The sequence below is a fragment of the Paraburkholderia sp. J7 genome, assembly GCF_905220155.1.
GTDB lineage: Bacteria > Pseudomonadota > Gammaproteobacteria > Burkholderiales > Burkholderiaceae > Paraburkholderia.
On the sequence record NZ_CAJMYZ010000031.1, the window covers coordinates 24,065 to 46,455 of the forward strand.

The following is a 22,391-nucleotide window of genomic DNA, read 5'->3' on the forward strand; positions in this document are numbered from 1 at the left end:
CGAAGTTCATGGCAGCGAGCGATTTTCCGGCGCACTCGCCGCTCGATGCCAATTAGAACTTGTGACGCAGGCCGACCATCGCCATGGCCTGCTTGTCGTTGGTCGCATCGTTGCCGAAGTCGCCGAACGAGGCGACCGCGTTGACGAGTTCGCCCGTCCCCGCATCGATCGTCTTGCCCGAAGCCTTCTGGTAGCCCGCGAGCACGTAGATGTCGGTGCGTTTGGAGAGGAAATAGTCGCCGCCGAGGCTGAACTGGTTGTAGCTCGCGTCCACGCCGTTGCCGTGACCCTTCGTGTAGTTGTAGCCGAAGCCCACGAGCGCGACCGGCGTGACCTGATAGTTGATGAAGGCCTGGCCCGTGTTGAACTTCGTGTTGCTGTTCGCGCCGGCCGCGCTCTGATAGTTCGCGTATTCGACGTTGCTGTACGCGAGACCTGCCGTTACCGGCCCGTACGTGTAGTCGCCGGCTGCACGAATGATCTGCAGCGAGTTTGCGGAGACGAAGCCGCCCGTAATGGCGGTGGAATCCACGTTCACATCGGTGTTCGGATTCAGGCCGTCGAACGTCGCGGCCGTGCCGCCGTTGCTGTTGGCCTTGAAGTAGCCCGCGCCGAAGCCGAACGGACCATGGTTGTAAGCGGCCGCCACGGCCCACGTCTGTCCCGCGCCGGTGCTGCCGGGCTGGCCGCCGAACGCGTACATCGCGCTCATTTGCAGGCCGCCGAAGTTAGGGCTCGCGTACTTGATCGAGTTGCTCGTGCGGTAGCTGTTGTCGTAGTTGTCCATGTCGCCCGGCGTGGCGAATGCGGAACCGAAGGCGCCGTCGTTGGTGAGCGGCTGCAGCAAGTCGATGAGCGGATCGTACTGGCGGCCGAGCGTGACGGCGCCGGCGGCGCTCGAATTCAGGCCGACCATCGCCGTGCGGCCGAAGAGACGACCGCCCTGGTTCTGCTTGCCGTTGTCGATATTGAAGCCGCTTTCGAGCTTGAAGATCGCCGAAAGACCGTTGCCGAGATCCTCTGTGCCGCGCAGGCCCCAGAGGTTCGGCGACAGGTTGCCGGACATCATCTGGAACGTGCCGCCCGAGCCGTTCTTGCCTTGCTGGTTGCCGAACCAGGCAACGGAGGTGTCGAGCGAGCCGTAGAGCGTCACGCTGCTTTGCGCGTGGGCGATGGAGGCGAAGGTTGCCAGCGTAAAAGCGGCGGCGAGAGCGGTTTTTTTCATTGAATGATCTTCGTTGATGAGTGGCGTAGGTGAGAGTGAATTCGCGGCGCGCGAAGGCACGTGAAGACACGATGCGGGCCGGCGCCCCGAAATTCAGCGGCGATTATGCGTATCGCCCTGCATGGACGAATTTGAAAAACGGAAAGACTGAGTTTCAGAAAGCGCATGAGCGCCAATGCACCGCCAGTTCGGCATCACAAGGCCGTTGCGTGTACCGGCGTTGTTTTTTCGCGGCAAATTTCTGTGATTGATAAGAAGGCCTAAATAAATATCGAAGCCGGTATTGGCAGGTCTCTGGTTAAATATTTCTTCATTTTCGTGCGGATGTTTGGCGAAAGTCGCGCCTCTATCCTTGCCTCACGAGCCGCAACGCGACTCGATGCCGGAGCGCTCAACGCTTGCGGCCCTGACCGATGACCCCGGCCGCGAGGCCGCACAGGAGAAACGAGGTGAAGATATTCCGGAGCGGCGCGTGCGTCGCGATCATGCTGTCGATATCGGCGCTCGCGCATGCACAGGCGGCGAGCGCACCACAAGCACCCGCGCAGCAGTTGGCGAGCGCACAAGTCCGGCAGACCGACGCGCCGGTCACGCGCGCACAGGTGCGCCACGAACTCGTGCACGCCGAGCGCGACGGACAACTCCAGACGCTCGATCGAACGCTGTACGCGCATCACTGACGCCGCTCGCGCAATTGCGTCGCGGCGAAACAGGCCGCGCGTCGTGACGGAACTTCGCACCGCGGCCAGTCAATGTCGGCTCATTCCATCCCGTTCATGAAATCACGCGTTCTTTCTTATGTGTTGCGCGCCGCGCTGTGCGTTACGGTCGCTGCGGCCTTCTCCGGATGCGCGAACCTGCATCCGCAGCCCAACGGCCCCGGCGATTGCGTCGGCCCGGCCGGCTTTTGCGTGCCGTTCTTCGGTTCGTAGTTCTCGCGGCTGGTCTTTGCGCTGCCGTGTTCGCGCGCCGCTACGGGTCTCCAGCGGCGCGCATAATACGCGTTTGCGCGGCACATCCGCCATCCGCGCTGAACAGGAGACCCATGAATCGCGATATCCGCACCGACGCCGAAGTTCTCGCATCGTGGCAGCGCAACGCGACGCCCTGGATCGCTGCCGTGCGCGGCGGCGAGATCGCGAGCCGGCGCCTCGCGACGGATGCAGCAGTGCTCGACGCTGTGCTTGCGCGCTCGCCGCGCAGCGTGATCGATCTCGGCTGCGGCGAAGGCTGGCTCGCGCTGGCGCTCGCGCGCCGCGGCATCGCGGTCACAGGCGTGGACGCGGTGCCCGCACTCGTGGAGGCCGCGCGTGAGGCGGGGCTCGCGGACTGCCGTCTGCTAACCTACGAGCAGATCGCGCAAGGTGCGCTAGACTGCCGTGCCGACGCGGTGGTGTGCAATTTTTCGCTCATTGGCGCGACCTGCGTGGATGACCTGCTGCGCGCGGTGCCCGCGTTGCTGGAGCCGCACGGCACGCTCATCGTGCAGACGCTGCATCCGCTCATGGCATGCGCCGATGAACCCTATGTCGATGGCTGGCGCGCCGGATCGTGGGCCGGATTCAGCCCTGCGTTTCGCGACGCGCCGCCGTGGTACTTTCGCACGCTGGAAAGCTGGATCGCGTTGCTCGATGCGAGCGGCCTCGCCCTGCGTGCGCTGCGCGAACCGCTCGACCCGCGCAGCGGCAAACCCGCTTCAGTGCTGTTCGTGGCGCAACGGCGCGGCTGACACCGCCCCCAAGCGGGGCCGCAAACCAGGAGGCAGAGACGATGGCGATGATGTCTCACGTCTATACCGGCGTGAACGATTTTGAGCAGGCATTTGCGTTCTATTCCCCACTCATGCAGGCGCTGGGCTTCGAGTTGAAATTCAGTGAGCCCGACTACCCTTGGGCGGGCTGGATGGAACCGGGCGTGCTGCGCCCGCTCTTCCTGGTGGGTCGGCCGTGGGACGGCAACCCGGCGCAGCCCGGCAACGGCCAGATGATCGCGCTGCTCGCGCCTTCACGCGCGGCAGTCGACGCCGCTTATGCCGCTGCGCTCGCACACGGCGGCTCCGACGAGGGCGCGCCGGACCTGCGTCCGCACTATCACCCGAACTACTACGGCGCGTACTTTCGCGATCCTGAAGGCAACAAGCTCTGCGTCTGTTGCCACGATCCCGTGGGCAGCTGACACGCCGCCGCACGCGCCATCACACGGGCGTCCCATTCGCTGTGCTACCCTTGCCCTGCCTTGGGCCGAGGGTGCCGTGCGCGCGCGTGAACGAGCGCCGGTGGGCGGCCCGGTGTATCGAAGTCGAAAATCGAAGTCCTGAACCAAAGTCCCGAGCCGCGCGTCATCGCGCGCATCTGCCGGGACAACGATCAATAACAGGAAGAAGACCCAGATGAAAAAGCACGATATACAACGCGCAGGTTCGCGTGGCCGCTTGCGCACGCTGATGGCCGCCGTGGTGCTGGCCGGCAGCGCACAAGCCGCGCATGCCGCCACCGAAATCCAGTTCTGGCACGCCATGGAGTCCGAACTCGGCCAGCGCGTGAATGAGATCGCGCAGCAGTTCAACGCGTCGCAGAGCGAATACAAGATCGTGCCCGTGTTCAAGGGCACCTACGACCAGACGCTCGCTGCCGGCATCGCGGCCTATCGCAGCGGCGACGCGCCCGCCATCCTGCAGGTGTACGAAGTCGGCACCGCCACGATGATGAACGCGAAAAAGGCCGTGCTGCCCGTGTACGACGTGATGAAGACCGCCGGCGTGCCGCTCGACGAAAAGGGCTTCGTGCCGACGATCGCGAGTTACTACAGCGACGCGAAGACGGGCCATCTCGTCTCGATGCCGTTCAACAGCTCGACGCCGGTGCTCTACTACAACCGCGACGCCTTCAAGAAGGCCGGCCTTCCCGACGCGCCGCCGAAGACCTGGCCCGAAGTCGCTGCGGCTGCCGCGAAGCTCAAGGCCTCGGGCATGAGCTGCGGGTTCACCACGGGCTGGCAGGGCTGGATCCAGATCGAGAACTACAGCGCGTGGCACGGCGCGCCGATCGCGACGCGCAACAACGGCTTCGACGGCCTCGACGCACAGCTCGAAATCAACAAGCCGCTGCAGGTCGCGCATATCGCCTTCCTGCAGGACATGGCGAAGCAGGGTACGTTCACGTACGTGGGGCGCAAGGACGAGGCGAACGCCAAGTTCTATAGCGGCGACTGCGGGATCATGATGGGATCGTCGGGTGCGCTCGCGAACGTCCAGCAATACGCAAAGTTCAAGTTCGGCACTGGCATGATGCCGTACGACCCGAGCGTGAAGGGCGCGCCGCAGAACGCCATCATCGGCGGGGCGAGCCTGTGGGTGCTGGGCGGCAAGAACCCCGAGGTCTACAAGGGCGTGGCGAAGTTCCTCGCGTATCTGAGCTCGCCGGCCGTGGCCGCGAAATGGCATCAGGACACGGGCTATCTGCCGGTCACGAAGGCCGCGTACGAACTCACGCAGCAACAGGGCTTCTACGCGTCGCACCCGGGCGCCGACACGGCCACGAAGCAGATGCTCAACAAGCCGCCGCTGCCGTGGACCAAGGGCCTGCGCCTTGGCAACATGCCGCAGATCCGCACCGTCGTCGACGAAGAACTCGAACAGGTGTGGACGGGCGCCAAGACGCCGCAACAGGCGCTCGACTCGGCCAATTCGCGCGGCAACGAACTGCTCCGGCGCTTCGAGCAGCAGGCGGCGAACTGAGGCGCGTGGGCTCGTGAGTTGAAGTGATGTGATGCGGTGCCTTCGCGCGAGGCGTCGCGCAGCGCCCCAAACGGCGGACTTCAGTCCCGCCTTTTGGGGCGCTTTGCTTTTTGGCGCGGCGTTGGACTGCCGCGCCGCCATGACTACGACGGCTTCGCGCTGCCGTTCGCAGCGGACGGCGCAGGCGGATTCCAGCCGTAGCCCAGCGCCTTGTACAGGTTCACGATCTCCGCGAGCCGCTGATCCTGAAGCTGTGACTGCTGCAACTGCGCATTGAAGAGGCTGCGTTCCGCGTCGAGCACTTCCAGGTAACTCGTGTAGCCGCCTTCATAGAGGTCGCGCGAAAGCCCCGCATACTCCGTAAGCGCGCTCACTTGCCGCGTGGTCGCATCGAGCTGATCGCGCGTGCGCGCCGCGCCCACGAGCGCGTTCTCGACATCGGCAAATGCCTGCTGGATCGTCTTCTCGTAGCTGAAGAGCGCCTCTTGCTGCGCCGCCTCGGCCTGATGCACGGAACCCGCGATCGCGCCGCCCTTGAAGATGGGTTGCGTGACCGCGCCCGCGAACGACCATACGCGCGCGGGCCCCATCCAGAGGCCGGATAGCGCGGTGCTCGCCGCGCCGAACATGCCAGTGAGCGAGATGTCGGGGAAGTACTGCGCGCGCGCCGCGCCGATCTGCGCGTTCGCCGCAATGAGCGTTTGCTCGGCCTGGAGAATATCGGGGCGGCGCTCCAGCAAGGTGGAAGGCAACCCCGAGGGAATGGCCGGCGCGCTCAGGGCGTTGATCGCCTTGCCGCGTGGAATCGGGCCGGGATTCTGGCCGAGCAGCAGCGAAATCGCGTCCTCCTGCTGCGCGATCTGCTGCTGGATGCTGAACACCGAAGTCTGCGCCGACTCGTACTCCGAACGTGCCTGGCTCAAATCCACCTTCGACACGACTCCACCGGCAAAGCGCTCCTCGAACAGATCGAGCGACCCCTTGCGGCTCGCGAGCGTGGCCTGCGCGATCTGCAACTGGTTGTCGTAGTCGCGCAGTTGCAGATACGACGTCGCCACGTTCGAAATGATGGCGATGCGCGTGGCCTGCTGCGCGGCCTGCGTGCCGAGATAGTCGGCGCGCGCGGCCTCGGTCATGCGGCGCAGCCGGCCGAACAGGTCGAGTTCCCAGGAGACCGTGCCGTTCAGCTGGAACTGGTTGCCGACCACCGGCGCGAAGCCGGCCGCCGGCACGCCGCGGCTGCGTGTCGGATCGAAGTTCACACCGATTTGCGGAAACAGTCCCGCGCGCGTCGTGACATAGCGGCCGTAGAACTCCTCGACCCGCGCGGCGGCGATCAAGAGATCCTTGTTCTGTACGATCGCCTTCGCAATCAGGTCATCGAGCACAGGGTCGTTGAATTGGCGCCACCACTCGAGCGAGGCGTCGACTGCCTCGGCCTGCGGCGAGGCGTAACGGTAGGACGAGGGCGTTTCCACCGCGGGGCGGTGATAGTCGGGCCCTACCGCGCAGCCGCCGAGACTGGCCACGCTCACGATCAGTGCAAGAGGGCGCAGCGCGCAACGCATACGGCTTTTCATCGCTCAACCCTCCTGTGACGGCGCCGTAGGCGTCGTGGTGTTGCGCTTGCCGCGTTCGGAAAGCGTTTCGAGGCCCCAGAAGAACATGGGGATGAAGAAGAGCGCGATCAGCGTGGCGCCGAGCATGCCGAACACCACGCCCGTGCCGAGTGAGCGCCGGCTCGCCGCCGATGCGCCGCTCGCGATGGCGAGCGGGATACAGCCGAGAATGAACGCGAGCGAGGTCATCATGATCGGCCGCAGGCGCATTTTCGCGGCCTTCACCGCCGCGTCGAATGGTGAGAGCCCTTCCTTCTCGCGCATTTCCACAGCGAACTCGAAGATCAGAATGGCGTTCTTCGCCGCGAGCGCGATCAGCACGGTCAGGCCGATCTGGAAGTACACATCGTCTTCCATGCCGCGCAGCAGGATGCCCACCAGCGCGCCGAAGACCGCGAATGGCACGGCCAGCAGCACGCCAACCGGCAGCGACCATTTTTCGTACTGCGCCGCAAGGATCAGGAACACCATGAGCAACGCAAAGCCGAACACGAGCCCAGCAGTGGAGCCCGCCGTCTTCTCCTCATAGGACTGCCCGCTCCATGCGTAGCTGTAGCCTTCGCCCAGCGTTTCCTTCGCGATCTGCTCCATCGCCGCGATCGCCTCGCCCGAACTGTGGCCTGGCGCCGCGTCGCCGATGATCTGCGCTGCGGGAAAGTTGTTGAAACGCGTGACGATGTCGGAGCCCGGCACGAAGCGGAAGGTCGTCACGGCCTTGATCGGCACCATCTGCCCGCTGTGATTGCGCACATAGAGCTGCTGGATATCCTCAGGCTGCGTGCGGTACTGCGGCTCGGCCTGCACGATCACCTGGAAGAGGCGGCTGCCCTTGGGGAACTGACTCACGTACGAGGACCCGAACATCGTCTGCAGCGCGGTGTAGACGTCCTGCACGGCCACGCCGAGCGATTCCGCGCGCTCGCGGTCCACTTCCACGAGCAGCTGGCGCGAGCGCGAGTTGATGGTGGAGTTCACGCCGCGCAACACCGGATTCTTCTTCGCCCGGGCGATGAATTCGCGCACCTTGTCTTCAAGCTGCTGATAAGAGCCGTCGCCTGTGCTTTGCAGCCAGAACTGGAAGCCACCCGTCGTGCCGAGGCCTGGAATGGAGGGTGGACTGAGCGTGACGACCACGCCGTCCTTGAACCCGGCGAACGCCTTGTTGGCGGCAAGCACCAGGTCCTGCGCGCTGCCGTTCTCGCCGCGCTCCTTGAAGCCCTTGAGCGCGATGAAGAGCGTGCCGGCATTGGCCTTGTACTGCGAGTCGATCAGGCTGTAGCCGATCGGCGCCGCCACCGCGCTCACGGCCGGCTGCTTCGCGAACCAGTCCTCCGCCTTCTTCGAGACGTCGCCGGTGCGGTCGAGACTCGCCGCATCGGGCATGACCACCGCGCCGAGCAGATAGCCCTGATCCTCGACCGGGACGAACGACGAGGGAATGTGCTTGAAGAGGCCGCCTGTCGCGATCAGCATGACGGCGATCAGCGCGATGGAAAGCGTCACGCGCCGGATGGCGGTCTGCACCCAGCTGCCATAGCCCTCGGTGAGCCGCTCGAACTTGTCATTGAACCAGCGGAAGAAGCGGTTCTTCTTCTGCTCGCCCGGTTTGAGCACGATGGCCGCGAGTGCGGGCGAGAGCGTGAGCGCGACGATGCCCGAGAGCACCACCGAGACCGCGATCGTTACCGCGAACTGCTTGTAGAGCTGGCCCGTGATGCCGGAGAGAAACGCCACCGGAATGAACACCGCGAGCAGCACGAGCACGATCGCAACGACCGGCCCGCTGACCTCGTCCATGGCGCGTTTGGCGGCTTCTCGCGGCGCGAGCTTGAACTCCGTCATGTTGCGCTCGACGTTCTCGAGCACGACGATCGCGTCGTCCACCACGATGCCGATGGCGAGCACCATGCCGAACAGCGTGAGCATGTTGATCGAGAAGCCGAACGCCAGCATGCCGACGAACGCCCCGATGATCGACACCGGCACCGCCAGAAGCGGCACGAGCGTCGCGCGAAAACTCTGCAGGAACAGAAACACCACGATGATCACGAGGATCACGGCGTCGCGCAGGGTCTTCACGACTTCCATGATCGACTCGTGCACGAACTCGGTCGTGTCGAGCGCGATGTCGTACTTGAGTCCAGGCGGGAAGCTCTTGTTGAGGTCATTGAGCGTTTGCCGCACCTGCTTGGCCACCTGCAACGCGTTCGCGCCCGGCTGCTGATACACGGCGATCAGCGTGGCGGTCTTGCCGTTGTAGCGGCCGCGCAGCGTGTAGTCCTTCGCGCCCAGTTCCGCGTGACCGACGTCCTTCAGGCGCACGAGCGACGCGTCATTGCTGGTGCCCGCGCGCAGGATGATGTTGTCGAACTCGGCGGGCTCGGTGAGGTGGCCCTTGGTGGCAACGGGGAAAGTCTGGTTCACCGGTCCCTGGGTCGGCGCCTGGCCGAGACGGCCCGCCCCGAACTGCTGGTTCTGCTCGCTGATCGCGTTCTGCACGTCGGATACGGTAATGCCGAGTCGCGCCATGCGGTCGGGCTTGAGCCAGATACGCATGGCGTAGTCCGCCGAGCCGAGAATGGCCGCCTGGTTCGCGCCGGGAATGCGCTTGAGCGCGTCGAGCACATAGACGTTCGCGTAGTTCGCCACGTAATCCTGGCTGTAGGCGTTCTCAGGCGAATAGACTGCGATCACCATCATGAATGCCGACGAGCGCTTCTGCACCTGCACACCCTGTGACGTTACGGCGTCGGGCAAGTTGGGCATCGCGAGGTTCACGCGATTTTGCACGTCCACCTGCGCGAGCGAAGGATCGGTGCCGATGTTGAAATAGGCGGTGAGCGTCATGTCGCCCGTCGAGGAGCTCGACGAACTCATGTACATCATGTTGTCCGCGCCGTTGACCTGCTGCTCGATGGGAGCGGCCACGTTCTGCGCGACGATGTCGGCGTTCGCGCCGGGGTAGCTCGTGCTGACCGTGATCTGCGGCGGCGAAATATCGGGGAACTGAGCAATCGGCAGATTGAACATCGCCACGAGACCCGCGACCACGAGAATGATCGAGATCACCGAGGCGAAGATCGGCCGGTCGATGAAGAAATGCGAGAACTTCATCGCTCAGCCTCCCGCGGCGTGCGTGCCGGACGCGGGGGCGGCTCCAGCAGCGGCGCTGCCAGCGCTGGGCGCGCTCGCTGCCGGCGCGCTCACGGGATGCTCCTTGACCGGCGCGCCCGGCATGAGCCGCAACGTGTTGTCGACGATCACGTGATCTCCGGCATGCAGGCCGGACTGAATGATCCAGGCATTGCCGTTCCACTGGCCGGTTTCGACCGCGCGCTGCTGTGCCTTGCTGTCTTTGTCGACGGTCCAGACGAACGCGCCTCGCGGCCCTTGCTGCACGGCGTTTTGCGGCACGGCGATCGCGTTTGGGCGCACCGCGCCGATCAGGCGCACACGCACGAACTGGCCGGGACGCAGCGAGCCGCCCGGGTTCGTCACGACAGCGCGGATCAGATAGGTGCCGGTTTCCTCGCTCAGCGATGCGTCGGTAAAGGAGATATGTCCACGTTCTGGATAGACGCTGCCGTCGGCGAGCACGATTTCCACTTCGAGCTGGCCACGCGCGGGAAGCTTGAGGGTACCGTTGCGCGTTTGCGTGCGCATGTCGAGCATCTCGTTCTCGGAAAGCGAGAAGTTGATCCACATGGGATTGAGCTTGGCCACGTAGGTGAGCAGGCTGTTGGAGGCGTCGATGTACGAGCCGTCCTGCTTTTTCGCGAAGCTCGATAACCCGGTCACTGGCGCGGTAATCGTCGTATAGCCGAGATTGAGCTTTGCGCTCGTGACGTTCGCGCGGGCCTGTTCGAGCGCGGCGGCCGCGGCACGTTGCTGGCCGATCGAATCGTCGAGGTCCTTCTGGCTCAGCGCGTTCTTCGCGGCGAGCGGGCGCACGCGGTCGAGGTTGGCCTGCGCTGTCTCGAGCCGTGCCTGCTGTTGTGCGTACTCGGCCTGCGCGGCCTCGAGCGCGGCCTGGTAGGGCTTGCGGTCCATGACGAACATCACGTCGCCTTCGTGCACCAGCGTGCCTTCCTGATACACACGCCTTTCGAGAAAGCCGTTTACGCGCGAGCGGATTTCGACCTGCTGCGAGCTTTCGGTCTGGCCGACATATTCGAAAGCTACCGGCACCTCGCGCAGCGCGACCGTCATGGCGTCGACGTTTGCGGTCGGCAGGGCGCTCTCGGGGGGCTTGGCCTTATGACACGCACTGATACCGAGACAGAGCCCGAGTGTGACGCTGGCTAAAGCGTAATGAAATGGTCGAATCATTGAGTTTTTTACGTGGGCGTACCGCCGCGAATTGCTTCATTTCCATCTGACTGGAAATGGCAACAAGAGGTTAACGGTGCGTATCGGGAGGAAAGGTGAAAAATAAATGAAGATTGCTGCATCTCGAAACTAATCGAGAATGAGTTCTTTGCTTATCGTCATAAGCGACCGTAATGACTGACAGCGGATGTTTTAGAAACGTATTATTTGGATGGAGGAAATGAGACGATTCTTAAATTTAGGTCGACTTTTCGATCCTTCGTCATCAATAGCCCGACCGGACGTGCTTTACCCAATTCGTGAAAGGTCGTTTCCGCTTTACCTTGCGCATCGCGCGCGAAGTGACCTACGGCCGGTGCATCACGACGCGTTTGCCGTCTGCGTCGAAGACCTGCGGCCAGCCATGCCGGGCGGTAGGGTGCGTTGTGTCGTCCTGCTGCTTTTCCACCAGATTCCACGCGCGCGCAGTGGTGGTGAGCAGTGACGCCACGGTGACTTCGCGTTTGATCGCCGAACCCTTTGCCTGTAGGTTCGTAGTCCTCTTTGAATTCAACTTCATGGTGCAAATCGGGAGGGTTGGAAGGTGCGCCATCGCGGGTAGGAGCCGGGATGGCGCACGCGGGCGGCGAAAGGCGAGTGGAGGGCGGCTACAAGCCGCCGTCAACTCGCCGCGTTACGCCGGTGCCGTGACGCTTAGAAGCGGTGGCGAATGCCCGCGCTCACGAGGTACTGGCTCTTGCTCGCCGAGGGCGCGTCTGTGCCGTTGATCTGGGTCATGTTTGTGCCGACCTGGTTGTTGGCGCCGATTTGCGCGACGCTTTCGGCATAGAGGTCGGTGCGCTTGGAGAGCGAGTAGTCCGCCATCAGGCCGAACTGATTCCAGTGCGCGGCGCGGTTGTTCGTGTCGCCGCTGGCGGGGGTGTTGCGCAGACTCTGCGTGTACGTGTAGGCCGCGCCCACGAAGAAGGCCGGCGTGAAGTTGTAGCGCGCGTTGACCTCATAGTTGTTGTAGCGTACGGAGATGTCCGCAACCTTGTCCTGGAAGCGCGTTTGCGTGAACACGGTGCCGATGACCGCCGGACCGAACGTATAGTTGGCGCCGAGGCCCCAGACACGCTGATTCTGGATGCCGAGGTCAAGGGCAGCGCCATTCTGCAGCGCGCCGTTGGTGTTGCCGGAGTTCAGGCCTTGCAACTGCAGGTAGGCTGCCGCAACCTGCAGGCCGCCGTAGGTATAGCCAGCGCCCACGCTATATGCGCGGTTGCTGGCGAAGCCGCCTGCCTTGTTCGAGAAGCCATACATGCCGTTCATCGAGAACCCGGCATAGTTCGGGCTTTGATACTTGATCGAGTTGTTGACGCTGAACGTGCCGTTCAGGTTGTCGGCGTCGTCGACGTGGGCGAAGTAGGTGCCGCCCCACGAGCCGGTTGCGGAAATCGGCGCGAGGTAGTCGACCATCGAATCGTACTGACGGCCCATCGTTACCGTGCCGTAGTCGCTCGCGAGACCAACCACCGCCTGGCGATTGAACAGCGAGTTGTCGGCGGTCTTGCCGTTAGTCACGTCAAAGCCGCTTTCGAGGTTGAAGACGACCTTGAGTCCGCTACCAAGGTCTTCCACGCCGCGCAGGCCCCAGCGGCTTTGCTGAACATTGCCGCCGGTCAGGCCGAACATGGCCTTGCCGTTCGACAAACCGCTGGGCGTCATATCCGAAGTCGATGCCACCTCGTTGCTCACGTATGTCAGCCCTGCGTCGACGAGGCCATATAGCGTGACGCTGCTTTGGGCGTGTGCTGCGCCGGCAAAGGCTGCGCAAGCCGCTGCGAAAATCAGGGTTTTCTTTTTCATGGGTGATTTACCTACAGAATCTGATCACTAATCGGAGAATGACTACTTCGCGCAGGGGTTATTCTGAAAATCCGGTATCGAGATCGGAATCGGAAATCGCGGCGATGTAGCGCGAACGAAATATAAGATTTATTTGATCATTGAACTACAGATAAACGGGAATTTAATGTTCAAATTATGTGAATAAAAAGCGGGTATATGGGGCGGCATCAAGCGTTTGACTGAAATTTCCTGGCTCATATCTCTAATTAGCTTCGCTTTCTATTCGATTTTGCGTTGTCGCTTCACAACAGGTAATTTGTCTTAAGAAGTTTAAATTGGTAAAAAAACAAATTCGGCCGAAAGAGGTAAATCATGCTTTTTTCTAATTTCCTGAAATATCAGCAAAAGAGTCTGAAGAATCATGTTGAATCAACTGCAGGCAATGCGCGTTTTTCTTAAGGTTGCCGAGAACAACTCCTTCAGCCGGGCCGCAGCGAGTCTCGATCTGTCCAATGCCGCCGTTACGCGCTACGTAGCGCTGCTCGAAGCTCACCTCAATACGCGCCTCATCAATCGCACCACGCGCAGCCTCTCGCTGACCGAGGACGGCCGGGCTTATGTGCAGGGATGCCGTCAGATGCTCGAGTTGATGGACTCGATCGAGTCGTCGGTCGGGGGTGGGTCGTCGGAGCCGAGCGGTACGCTCAAGCTGGTGGCGTCCGCTTCCTTTTCGCTGGTCGGATTGCCGCCACTCGTCATGAATTACTGTCAGCGCTATCCGAAAGTGAAGGTGGACCTGACGCTGCTCCATCGCAATGTCGATCTCGTTGAAGACGGCTTTGACGTCGGCATTCTCACGTCGCGCCAGGTGAGCAGCGGTTCGCTGGTCAGGCGGCCGCTTGCGTCGTTGCGCCCGGTCGTGGTCGCGTCGCCTGGCTATCTCGATACGTACGGCGCGCCCGCCACGCCGGCGCAACTGCCGCTACGCGGGTTTCTCGCGCCTTCGCGTGCGATTCACGGGCGCGAATGGTGCTTCGTCAATGCAGCCGGAGTGGAGGAGACGATCAGCATCGACCCGCGCTGCACGGTCAACGACATGATCATGTTGCGCCAGCTGGCGCTGGTGCATATGGGCCTGGCGATCCTGCCCGAAGCCTATGTGAAGGACGACATCGAGAACCGGCTGCTCGTGCCCGTGCTGCGCGAGTACGAAATCCGGGAAGGCGCCAAGGAGTTAGCGCTCGTTTATCCTGGAAGGCGGCATGTTTCAGCGAAGGTGCGCACTTTCGTCGATCTGGCGCTCGAGCATTTCGAGGTTACCCTTGCTTCGACGAACCACCCCGCCATCGCCGATCGCTCGCTTCAGAGTGCGCACGCCCACGGCGAAGTGTGAGGGCCAATGCACACGTCCCGCGTGACGGGCGTCGTGCAAGCGCAATAGACCCGCGAGTTGAGTTGCGGCTGCCATCGTTGCTCTCATGGGAGAAAGCTGGCCGTCGCAGGGGGCCGGTGAGTCCCCCTGGAACGCGCGTGCCGGGGCAATCGTAGCTTCAGAACCAGGCGTCCCGCATGTCGAGCGTGGTGCGATCGAGTGAAGCAAGCAGGTCGAATTGCGCGCCCGTCTTCGGGAGTTCCCACGCGAAGAAATACGCGGCCGCTGCGAGCTTGCCGCGATAGAAGTCCTCCTCCTCACCGCGTGTTCCCGCATGCGCGGCGAGCGCCGTGCGCGCCACGAGCGCCTGTTCGAGCCACACCCAGGCCATGACCACGTGGCCGAACGCTTCCAGGTACACCGAAGCATTGGCGAGCGTCACCGCCGGGTCGCCTGCTGCCCACAACTGCCGCGTGACTTGCGTGAGCCGCTCGAGTGCGGCCGCGAGCGCGCGGGCGTTGGCGGCGTCGTCGGCAGCGCCCGAAGCGTGCGCGCGCTCGAGTGTGGCTTGCACGCGCCCGACGAAGATCTTGAGCGCGGCGCCGTCCTTGATCACGACCTTGCGGCCGAGCAGGTCGAGCCCCTGAATCCCGTGCGTGCCTTCGTGAATCGGATTGAGACGGTTGTCGCGATAGAACTGCTCGACGTTGTACTCGCGCGTGTAGCCATAGCCGCCGTGCACCTGAATGGCGAGATCGTTGGCGGCGAGACACCATTGCGAAGGCCAGCTCTTCGCAATGGGGGTGAGCAGGTCGAGGAGCAGCGAGAGCGGCTCGCGCTCGGCGGCGCTGGCCGCGTTCGCTTCGTCCACGAGTTTGGCGCACCAGAGGTTGAGCGCGAGTGCGCCTTCCACATAGCTCTTTTGCGCGAGCAGCATGCGGCGCACGTCGGCGTGCTCGACCAGCCTCACCTGCGGCGAAGCCGGGTCTTTGCCCGCCGCGCCCAAAGGACGCCCTTGCGGACGATTGCGCGCGTAATCGAGCGCATGCAGATAGCCGGTATAGCCGAGCATCGTCGCGCCGAGGCCGACACCAATGCGCGCCTCGTTCATCATGTGGAACATGTACGCGAGCCCGTGATGCGGTTCGCCCACGAGATAACCGATCGCGCCCGCCCGGCCGCCCGGCGTGTGTTGCGTGCCTTCGCCGAAATTCAGCAGGCAGTTCGTCGTGCCGCGATACCCCATCTTGTGGTTCAGGCCTGCGAGCACGACGTCGTTGTGCTCACCGCGCGAGCCGTCCTCGTTCACGAGGTACTTCGGCACGACGAAAAGCGAGATGCCTTTGACGCCCGCAATGAGCTTGCCGTCGGGGCCCGGGATCTTGGCGAGCACGAGGTGCACGATGTTCTCGGAAAGCTCGTGCTCGCCGCCCGAGATCCACATCTTGTTGCCGCGCAGACGATATTGCGCGCCGAGCGGCGAGTCGCATTCGAAGTCGGCGCGCGTGGCGACGTCTGAAAGCGAAGAGCCCGCCTGCGGCTCGGAAAGACACATCGTGCCGAAGTAGCGGCCTGCCAGTTCGGGGCGCACGAACGTGTCGATCTGTTTGGCGCTGCCGTGCGCGAGCAGCAGGTTCGCGTTGCCGATGGTAAGGAACGGATAGGCGCTCGTGCCCACGTTCGCACCTTTGAACCACGCGAAGCCCGCTTTCTCGACGACGAGCGGCAACTGCATGCCGCCGTATTCATAGTCCTGGCCCGCGGCCATCAAGCCCGCGTCGCTGAAGGCCTTCAACGCCGTCTTCACTTCGGGGATGATCGTGACCGTTTCGCCGTCGAAGTGCGGCTCGTGCTGATCGTTCTTCTTGTTGTGCGGCGCGAAGAGGTCAGTGGCGATCTTCTCGCACGTGTCGAGTGCGGCGTCGAAGGTCTCGCGCGAATGGTCGGCGTAGCGCGCGATGCGTGTGAGGCTTTCGACATCGAGCCATTCGTAGAGCAGGAAGTTCAGATCGCGGCGGGAAAGGATCAGCGACATGGCGGAACGGTCTCGCATCATGGGAGGAGAAGTTGAGAAGCCTACCTAAAATAGAACGATCGTGCTATTGGTAATTTCTCCTGCCTGAACGAGCCGAAGTCGTGGATGGACGGCATTCACCACGCGCAAACCCATGTGTTTTCATTCCGTGTAAGAAATTAAAATAGGACCATAACGCTGCAAACGTTTGCAAATACTTGTCCTGAAAAGGGTTTCCTGAAGTTTCCCCAGGCGTTGCCGTAAACTCGTTCGCGGGTCCCGATTATCTTGCCGAGCCCGCCATCGAGTCGCGCCGACGCCATTACGGCGGTCCTTCTTGCAGCCGGATTCCATCAGCCGCTCGAAGGTCCACCAGCCGCCGCCGCTTTAACGCCCACCTGCAACTTACTTTTTCCTCATCAAAGTGTCGTTCATGCTGGCAGATTCGCCGGGTCGCACGCAGCCGCTTCGACCGACCGGCTCGCAACAGCGCGTGGCCATTCGCGCGCTCGACGACGTCGCGCGCGCCGCCGACGCAGTGATGTATTGCACGCTCGTTATCTCCGCTCTCGCGGCGGTGCTGATCGGCTTCGTCTATTACGAACCGCAGCTTGCGCTCGCGGGCGCCGCGCTGTTCCTCGGCGCCGGCAGCTTCGTGTTTTTCTGCGCGCGCGGCACCGCGCTTTCGCGCGTTGTGCTCACGCTCGCCAACGCGGCGCTCGTCGCGCTCCATATTCAGGCGGCGCATGGCATGACCGAGTTCCATTTCGGCGTGTTCGTGCTGCTCGGCCTGTTGCTCGTCTATCGCGACTGGCGCCCGATCGTGCTCGCGGCCGGGTTCTTCGCCGTGCATCACCTCGCGTTCGACCGGCTGCAGGCGCTCAACTTTGCCGTGTACTGCACGCACGAAGCGAACCTGCCGCGTGTGCTGCTGCATGCCGCCTACGTGGTCGCGCAAACCGCCGTTGAAATCGTGCTTGCGCACCGTTTGCGCGTGGCGGCCATCGAGGCGGCGGAGCTGTCGGACATCGTGCGCAGCGTGGTGCGCGAGCGCGAGGTGTGCCTCGCGGTAGAAGGCGTGCCGGCGAGCGCCCCCACGGCGATCGCGCTCAAAGGGGCGATCGCCCAGCTGGCGCGCGCCATGCAAGAGGTGAGCACGAGCACGGCACATGTGGAGCAAGCCGCGCTCGAAATTGCGGAAGGCAACGCGAACCTGAGCGCGCGCACCGAGCACCAGGCGGGCAGCCTCGAAGAGACGGTCGCCTCGATGGACGTCTTCACGCGTACGGTCAGGGCGAGCGCGGAGCACGCGCGGGAGGCGAGCGCATTCGCTCGTGAAGCGTCGACGGTTGCACAGGCAGGCGACGACGTCGTCGCGCGCATGACCACGACGATGGGCGCCATCGAAGCCTCGGCCAAACGCATCTTCGAGATCGTCGACGTGATCGAGGGCATTGCGTTCCAGACCAACATTCTCGCGCTCAATGCGGCCGTGGAAGCCGCGCGCGCGGGCGAGCAGGGACGCGGCTTCGCCGTGGTCGCCGGCGAAGTGCGCAGTCTCGCGCAGCGCGCCGCGGCCGCCGCGCGCGAGATCCAGCAGCTCGTGGAGAACTCGGCGAACGAGGTCGGCGCGGGCACGCAGCTCGCCGGCGAGGCGCGCGCCGCGATGGAGGGCGTGGTGCGCAGCATTGGCCGCGCGGCCGACATCATGGGCGAGATCACCGCGTCGAGCCACGAGCAGGCGCAGGGCATCGAGCAGGTCAACGCCATGGTCGCCCAGATGGACGACACCACGCGCCGCAACGCCGCTTTGGTGAACGAAGCGGCCGCCGCGTCGTCGTCGCTGCACGCGACGAGCGCGAAGTTGCGGGAGGTGCTCGGCCTCGTCGCATTGTCGTGATAATGTGGCGCGATGCCCGGGGTGAACGCGTGGTGAACCAGGAGACTTTCCCGTGATGAGCGTAGTGGGCTGCATCGTCTACAAGCACAATCTGTGGCTCGTCGTCGTCGCGCTGCTGATTTGCGCCGCGGGTTCGTGGGTCACCGCGCGGCTGCTCCTGCGCGCGTTCGCGACGCATTCGCTGCAGCGTCTCGGCTGGTCGTTCATCGCGGCCGTGGTTGCCGCCGCCGACATCTGGTGCACACACTTCATCGCCATGCTCGGCTTCGAGCCGGGCGTGCCGATTTCCTTCGATCCCGTGCTGACCATTACGTCGCTGCTCATCGCGCTCGTGGGCAGCTTCCTCGGGTTTCTGCTCGCCACGAGCCAGGTCGCGAACCGCGCGACGCGCGCCGCGCCCGCGCTCGGCGGCGCGATTGTCGGGCTGGCGGTCGCGCTCATGCACTACGCGGGCATGCTCGCGTATCGCGTACAGGGCATCGTGATCTGGAGTCGCGTCGGCATCGCCCTGTCGATCGCGTTCGCGGTCGCGATCTGTGCGCTGGCGCTGCATCTTGCCGGCGTGACGGCGAGACGGCCGCAGGAGAACGCGGCCAGCGCGCGGGCAAATGCCGAAGCCGGCGCGCGCGTCGTGGCGGGCGTGCTTGCACTCGCCATCGCCGCGCTGCACTTCACCGGCATGTCCGCGTTCCAGGTCGTGCCGATGCCGATCGATGGCCACTTCTCGAACCCCGCTGCGCTGCAGGCGCTCGCGCTTGCGGTGGCGTGCATGGCGCTCGTGATCGCGGGCGCGGGCTGCGTGAGCTTTCTGCTCGACGACAGCGTGCGCGCCGAATCCGTCGAGCATCTGCGCACGATGGCAATGAGCGACATGCTCACGGGCCTGCCCAATCGCGCGAGCTTCAACGCACGCATCGACGCCGAACTGGCGCGCACGCAGGACACGCGCAAGCTTGCGCTCGTCGGCATCGACCTGAACCGCTTCAAGGAAATCAACGACCTGCACGGCCATCATGCCGGCGACGAAGTGCTGCGCATTCTGGCACGGCGTCTTTCGAGCCTGATGCACGAAGGCGAGTTCATTGCACGCGTGGGCGGCGACGAGTTCGTGGCGCTCACGCGCTTCGCCTCGCGCGAGGAGCTCGGCGATCTGCTTTCGCGCCTCGAAACCGCGTTGTACCGCCCCGTGCGCTACGACGACGCCGAAGTGCTTTCGGGCGCGAGCCTGGGCGTCGCGATCTATCCCGACGACGCCACCACCAAGACGGTGCTCATCAACAACGCCGACCTCGCCATGTACCGCGCGAAGGCGGACCTCTCGCATTCGGTGTGCTTCTACGAGCCGGCGATGGACGAGATCGCGCGGGCGCGCCGTTCGCTCACGCACGATTTGCGCGAGGCGCTCGCGCGCGGGCAGTTGAGCGTGCACTACCAGGTGCAGACCTCGATCGCAACGGGCGACATTTGCGGCTATGAAGCGCTGCTGCGCTGGGAGCATCCGCGGCTTGGCTTCATCTCTCCCGCCGAATTCATTCCGCTTGCCGAAGAGAACGGTCTCATTCTCGGCATTGGCGCCTGGGTGCTGCGCGAAGCATGCACGCGCGCCGTTTCGTGGTTGCCGCCTTACAAGGTGGCCGTGAATCTGTCGCCCGTACAACTCTCGCACGCTGATTTGCCGAAGCTCGTGGAGACCGTGCTGGTCGAGACTGGCCTCGCGCCCGAACGCCTGGAGCTCGAGCTGACCGAGACCGCCATTTTCGCTGACCGCGAGCGCTCGCTCGACGTGCTGCAGCGGATCAAGGCCATTGGCGTGAGTATCGCGCTGGACGACTTCGGCACCGGCTATTCGTCGCTCGACACGCTGCGCTCGTTTCCGTTCGACAAGATCAAGCTCGATCAGTCCTTCATAGGCGAAGCCGAATCGAACCGGCAGGCCACCGCGATCATTCGCGCGGTGCTCGCGCTAGGCAAGAGCCTTGGCATTCCGGTGCTGGCCGAAGGCATTGAAACCGAGGCGCAGCTCACGCTGCTCGCCGACGAAGGCTGCGACGAAGTGCAGGGCTATTTGCTCGGCCGCCCGGCGCCGCTCAGTCATATCGTCGCGACCGGCCAGCTTTCGTTGCTCGCCGACGATGAAGCGACGCTGGGCGAGGTGCGAGGCTAAGCGCTCGCGCCGCCGTAGCTCACGAAGCGCGGCGCGCATTGCGGCTGCCACGCCTCGCCGCTCTGCGCGAACGCGCCGCGCGCGGTGTTGTGCGCATCGAGCGGCGCTTCCGCGAGACTCAGCACGGGCGTCACACACGCATCGCTGCCTTCGAACACGGCGGTCCATGCGTCGCGCGTGCGCGTGGCAACGGCCTCGGCAATGCGTGCCTGCACTTGCGGCCAGTGCGCCCGGTCACGTTGCGGCAGCGCCAATAGATCTTCCGCGCCGATTCCCTTCATGAACGCCGCATAGAACTGCGGCTCGATGCAGCCCACGGCGATATAACGGTTGTCCGCGCAACGATACGTGCGATAAAAGGGCGCGCCGCCGTCGAGCAGGTTCGTGCCGCGCTCGTCTTGCCAGTGCCCCGCCGCGTAGAAGCCGTACATCATGCTCATGAGCATGGCCGCGCCGTCGGTCATCGCGGCGTCGACCACGCAGCCGACGCCGGTCCCTCGTGCGCGCAGAATCGCGGCCACCACGCCGAACGCGAGCAGCATGCCGCCGCCGCCGAAGTCGCCAACCAGATTGAGCGGCACCACAGGCTCGCCGCCCGCGAGACCCACCGCATGCAGTGCGCCCGAGATCGCGATGTAGTTGATGTCGTGGCCCGCCGTGTTTGCGAGCGGCCCGGTTTGCCCCCACCCGGTCATGCGGCCGTAGACGAGCGAAGCGCGGCGGGCCTGGCACACATGCGGGCCGAGCCCTAGCCGCTCCATCACGCCGGGACGAAAGCCTTCGATTAATGCGTCGGCACTCGCGATCAGGTTGAGTGCGCGGGCAATGTCGTCGTGGCGTTTGAGGTCGAGCGCGACGCATTCGCGCCCGCGCGCAAGCGGTCCGGTTGGCTCGGGCGCACCCGCGCGGCCGATGCAGATCACGCGCGCGCCCATTTGCGCGAGCAGCATGCCACAGAACGGCGCGGGGCCGAGCCCCGCGAATTCCACGACGGTAACGCCTTCCAAAGGCTTGATCATGTGTGCCTGCTTCCCGGTGTGTCGCTTGGCGCGCCGTTACAGCGTGCGCGCGATGATTTCCTTCATGATCTCGTCGGTGCCGCCGTAGATGCGCATGACGCGCGCGTCCACCCACGCGGTGCCCACCACATACTCGGACATGTAGCCATAACCGCCGTGCAACTGCAGGAATTCGTCGAGCAACTGGTTCTGCAGTTCGGTGGCGTTGAGCTTCGCCATCGCGGCGTCCACCGGCGAAAGTTCGCGCCGCAGATGCCGCGCAATGCAATCATCGACATAGGTGCGCACCATTTCCGCCTTCGCGCGCGCATGCGCGAGCTTGAAGCGCGCGTTCTGGAAATCGAAGATCGCCTGGCCGAACACCTTGCGATCGCGCGTATAGCGAATCGTGCGCGCGAGCATGCCTTCGATCGATGCGGCCGCGCGCACCGCGATCACGAGCCGCTCCTGCGCGAGTTCGCGCATGAGGTACGAGAAGCCCTGGTTTTCCTCACCAAGCCGCAGCGTGATGGGAACGCGCACGTCCTCGAAGAAGAGTTCGGACGTGTCTTGCGCGCGCAGGCCGATCTTGTCGAGCTTGCGGCCCTTGCTGAAACCGGGCGTGCCTTCCTCGACCACGATCAGCGAAACGCCCTTGCCGCCGAGTTCCGGCGCGGTCTTGCAGACCACAACCACGAGGCTGGCGTTCTGGCCATTCGTGATAAAGGTTTTCTGACCATTGATGACGTAGTGATCCCCGTCTTTGCGCGCAGTGGTGCGCACCGACTTGAGATCGCTGCCCGTGCCGGGTTCGGTCATGGCGATGGCGCCGATATGCTCGCCGCGCGCGAGCTTCGGCAGCCATTCGCGCTTTTGCGCTTCACTGCCGTACGCGAAGATATAAGGCGCGACGATATCCGAATGCAGTGGAAAGCCAATGCCGCTCGCGTTCACGCGCGCGAGTTCCTCGATCATGATGGCCGCGTGGCCGAAGTCGCCGCCGCCGCCGCCGTATTCTTCAGGAATCGTGCAGCAAAGCAGACCTTCCTCGCCCGCACGCCGCCATACCGACTTCGGCACGATGCCTTCTTGTTCCCATTGATGATGAAACGGCACGATTTCGCGCTCGATAAAGCGCCGGGCCTGTTCGCGGAAAATTTCGTGATCGTCGCGGAATACGCTGCGCATACTTTGTGTCTCCAGT

Annotated in this window: 16 protein-coding genes; 7 read left to right on the top strand and 9 right to left on the bottom strand. The window is 63.9% G+C overall.

Annotation, left to right across the window (positions count from 1 at the left end; all coding sequences use genetic code 11):
- Positions 1-52: 52 nt before the first annotated feature.
- Complete coding sequence (locus U5A58_RS35400; RefSeq protein WP_321964850.1) at positions 53-1,225, bottom strand: porin; 1,173 nt, start codon at positions 1,223-1,225, stop codon at positions 53-55.
- A 449-nt stretch (positions 1,226-1,674) separates the two neighbouring features.
- Here U5A58_RS35400 and U5A58_RS35405 point away from each other — a divergent pair, with 449 nt between their 5' ends.
- The 4 genes from U5A58_RS35405 to ugpB all read left to right on the top strand — a co-directional run bounded on the left by U5A58_RS35405 (position 1,675) and on the right by ugpB (position 4,961).
- Positions 1,675-1,905 carry a DUF4148 domain-containing protein gene (locus U5A58_RS35405; protein ID WP_321964851.1) on the top strand — a complete coding sequence of 77 codons (231 nt, stop codon included), beginning with the start codon at positions 1,675-1,677 and terminating at the stop codon, positions 1,903-1,905.
- Positions 1,906-2,270: 365 nt separating this feature from the next.
- A complete protein-coding gene (locus U5A58_RS35410) occupies positions 2,271-2,954 on the top strand; it encodes a class I SAM-dependent methyltransferase (RefSeq protein ID WP_321964852.1) in 684 nt (227 codons plus the stop codon).
- 47 nt (positions 2,955-3,001) lie between these two features.
- A complete protein-coding gene (locus tag U5A58_RS35415; protein WP_321964887.1) occupies positions 3,002-3,400 on the top strand; it encodes a VOC family protein in 399 nt (132 codons plus the stop codon).
- 268 nt (positions 3,401-3,668) lie between these two features.
- Positions 3,669-4,961 (top strand): sn-glycerol-3-phosphate ABC transporter substrate-binding protein UgpB, encoded by a 1,293-nt coding sequence (ugpB, locus tag U5A58_RS35420; protein WP_321916568.1) that lies wholly within the window; start codon positions 3,669-3,671, stop codon positions 4,959-4,961.
- A 143-nt stretch (positions 4,962-5,104) separates the two neighbouring features.
- On the opposite strand, the gene U5A58_RS35425 is transcribed toward ugpB, so the two are convergent.
- The 5 genes from U5A58_RS35425 to U5A58_RS35445 all read right to left on the bottom strand — a co-directional run bounded on the left by U5A58_RS35425 (position 5,105) and on the right by U5A58_RS35445 (position 12,757).
- A complete protein-coding gene (locus U5A58_RS35425; protein WP_321964853.1) occupies positions 5,105-6,541 on the bottom strand; it encodes an efflux transporter outer membrane subunit in 1,437 nt (478 codons plus the stop codon).
- Between the two features lie 3 nt (positions 6,542-6,544).
- Positions 6,545-9,694 carry a multidrug efflux RND transporter permease subunit gene (locus tag U5A58_RS35430; RefSeq protein ID WP_321964854.1) on the bottom strand — a complete coding sequence of 1,050 codons (3,150 nt, stop codon included), beginning with the start codon at positions 9,692-9,694 and terminating at the stop codon, positions 6,545-6,547.
- Positions 9,695-9,697: 3 nt separating this feature from the next.
- Positions 9,698-10,909 carry an efflux RND transporter periplasmic adaptor subunit gene (locus U5A58_RS35435; RefSeq protein ID WP_321964855.1) on the bottom strand — a complete coding sequence of 404 codons (1,212 nt, stop codon included), beginning with the start codon at positions 10,907-10,909 and terminating at the stop codon, positions 9,698-9,700.
- A gap of 346 nt (positions 10,910-11,255) precedes the next feature.
- Positions 11,256-11,468, bottom strand: a complete 213-nt coding sequence (locus U5A58_RS35440) for a hypothetical protein (RefSeq protein WP_321949387.1) — start codon at positions 11,466-11,468, stop codon at positions 11,256-11,258.
- A gap of 134 nt (positions 11,469-11,602) precedes the next feature.
- Entirely contained in the window at positions 11,603-12,757 is a 1,155-nt protein-coding gene (locus tag U5A58_RS35445; RefSeq protein WP_321964856.1) for a porin, read from the bottom strand.
- A 403-nt stretch (positions 12,758-13,160) separates the two neighbouring features.
- On the opposite strand from U5A58_RS35445, the gene U5A58_RS35450 reads away from it, so the two are divergent.
- Positions 13,161-14,132, top strand: coding sequence for a LysR family transcriptional regulator (locus tag U5A58_RS35450; RefSeq protein ID WP_321964857.1), 972 nt, complete (start codon positions 13,161-13,163; stop codon positions 14,130-14,132).
- A gap of 157 nt (positions 14,133-14,289) precedes the next feature.
- Here U5A58_RS35450 and U5A58_RS35455 read toward each other — a convergent pair whose 3' ends face one another.
- Positions 14,290-16,146, bottom strand: a complete 1,857-nt coding sequence (locus U5A58_RS35455) for an acyl-CoA dehydrogenase (protein ID WP_321964858.1) — start codon at positions 16,144-16,146, stop codon at positions 14,290-14,292.
- Positions 16,147-16,558: 412 nt separating this feature from the next.
- Between U5A58_RS35455 and U5A58_RS35460 the strand changes: the two genes are divergently transcribed.
- Both U5A58_RS35460 and U5A58_RS35465 read left to right on the top strand, forming a co-directional pair.
- Positions 16,559-18,025 (top strand): methyl-accepting chemotaxis protein, encoded by a 1,467-nt coding sequence (locus U5A58_RS35460; protein ID WP_321949390.1) that lies wholly within the window; start codon positions 16,559-16,561, stop codon positions 18,023-18,025.
- Between the two features lie 55 nt (positions 18,026-18,080).
- Entirely contained in the window at positions 18,081-20,189 is a 2,109-nt protein-coding gene (locus U5A58_RS35465; RefSeq protein ID WP_321964888.1) for a putative bifunctional diguanylate cyclase/phosphodiesterase, read from the top strand.
- On the opposite strand, the gene U5A58_RS35470 is transcribed toward U5A58_RS35465, so the two are convergent.
- Complete coding sequence (locus tag U5A58_RS35470; RefSeq protein ID WP_321964859.1) at positions 20,186-21,208, bottom strand: CaiB/BaiF CoA-transferase family protein; 1,023 nt, start codon at positions 21,206-21,208, stop codon at positions 20,186-20,188. The two genes, U5A58_RS35465 and U5A58_RS35470, sit on opposite strands and share 4 nt — an antisense overlap.
- A gap of 36 nt (positions 21,209-21,244) precedes the next feature.
- Positions 21,245-22,375: an acyl-CoA dehydrogenase family protein gene (locus U5A58_RS35475; RefSeq protein ID WP_321964860.1), complete on the bottom strand. Its 1,131-nt coding sequence runs from the start codon at positions 22,373-22,375 to the stop codon at positions 21,245-21,247.
- Between the last annotated feature and the right edge of the window lie 16 nt (positions 22,376-22,391).

Bases quoted from the DNA above. Each gene is read 5' to 3' on its own strand.
- U5A58_RS35410 (WP_321964852.1), top strand. From the start codon at position 2,271: ATGAATCGCGATATCCGCACCGACGCCGAAGTTCTCGCATCGTGGCAG.
- U5A58_RS35465 (WP_321964888.1), top strand. From the start codon at position 18,081: ATGAGCGTAGTGGGCTGCATCGTCTACAAGCACAATCTGTGGCTCGTC.
- U5A58_RS35440 (WP_321949387.1), bottom strand. From the start codon at position 11,468: ATGAAGTTGAATTCAAAGAGGACTACGAACCTACAGGCAAAGGGTTCG.
- U5A58_RS35400 (WP_321964850.1), bottom strand. From the start codon at position 1,225: ATGAAAAAAACCGCTCTCGCCGCCGCTTTTACGCTGGCAACCTTCGCC.
- U5A58_RS35455 (WP_321964858.1), bottom strand. From the start codon at position 16,146: ATGTCGCTGATCCTTTCCCGCCGCGATCTGAACTTCCTGCTCTACGAA.
- U5A58_RS35450 (WP_321964857.1), top strand. From the start codon at position 13,161: ATGTTGAATCAACTGCAGGCAATGCGCGTTTTTCTTAAGGTTGCCGAG.
- U5A58_RS35475 (WP_321964860.1), bottom strand. From the start codon at position 22,375: ATGCGCAGCGTATTCCGCGACGATCACGAAATTTTCCGCGAACAGGCC.
- U5A58_RS35430 (WP_321964854.1), bottom strand. From the start codon at position 9,694: ATGAAGTTCTCGCATTTCTTCATCGACCGGCCGATCTTCGCCTCGGTG.
- ugpB (WP_321916568.1), top strand. From the start codon at position 3,669: ATGGCCGCCGTGGTGCTGGCCGGCAGCGCACAAGCCGCGCATGCCGCC.
- U5A58_RS35460 (WP_321949390.1), top strand. From the start codon at position 16,559: ATGCTGGCAGATTCGCCGGGTCGCACGCAGCCGCTTCGACCGACCGGC.
- U5A58_RS35445 (WP_321964856.1), bottom strand. From the start codon at position 12,757: ATGAAAAAGAAAACCCTGATTTTCGCAGCGGCTTGCGCAGCCTTTGCC.
- U5A58_RS35425 (WP_321964853.1), bottom strand. From the start codon at position 6,541: ATGAAAAGCCGTATGCGTTGCGCGCTGCGCCCTCTTGCACTGATCGTG.
- U5A58_RS35435 (WP_321964855.1), bottom strand. From the start codon at position 10,909: ATGATTCGACCATTTCATTACGCTTTAGCCAGCGTCACACTCGGGCTC.
- U5A58_RS35415 (WP_321964887.1), top strand. From the start codon at position 3,002: ATGATGTCTCACGTCTATACCGGCGTGAACGATTTTGAGCAGGCATTT.
- U5A58_RS35470 (WP_321964859.1), bottom strand. From the start codon at position 21,208: ATGATCAAGCCTTTGGAAGGCGTTACCGTCGTGGAATTCGCGGGGCTC.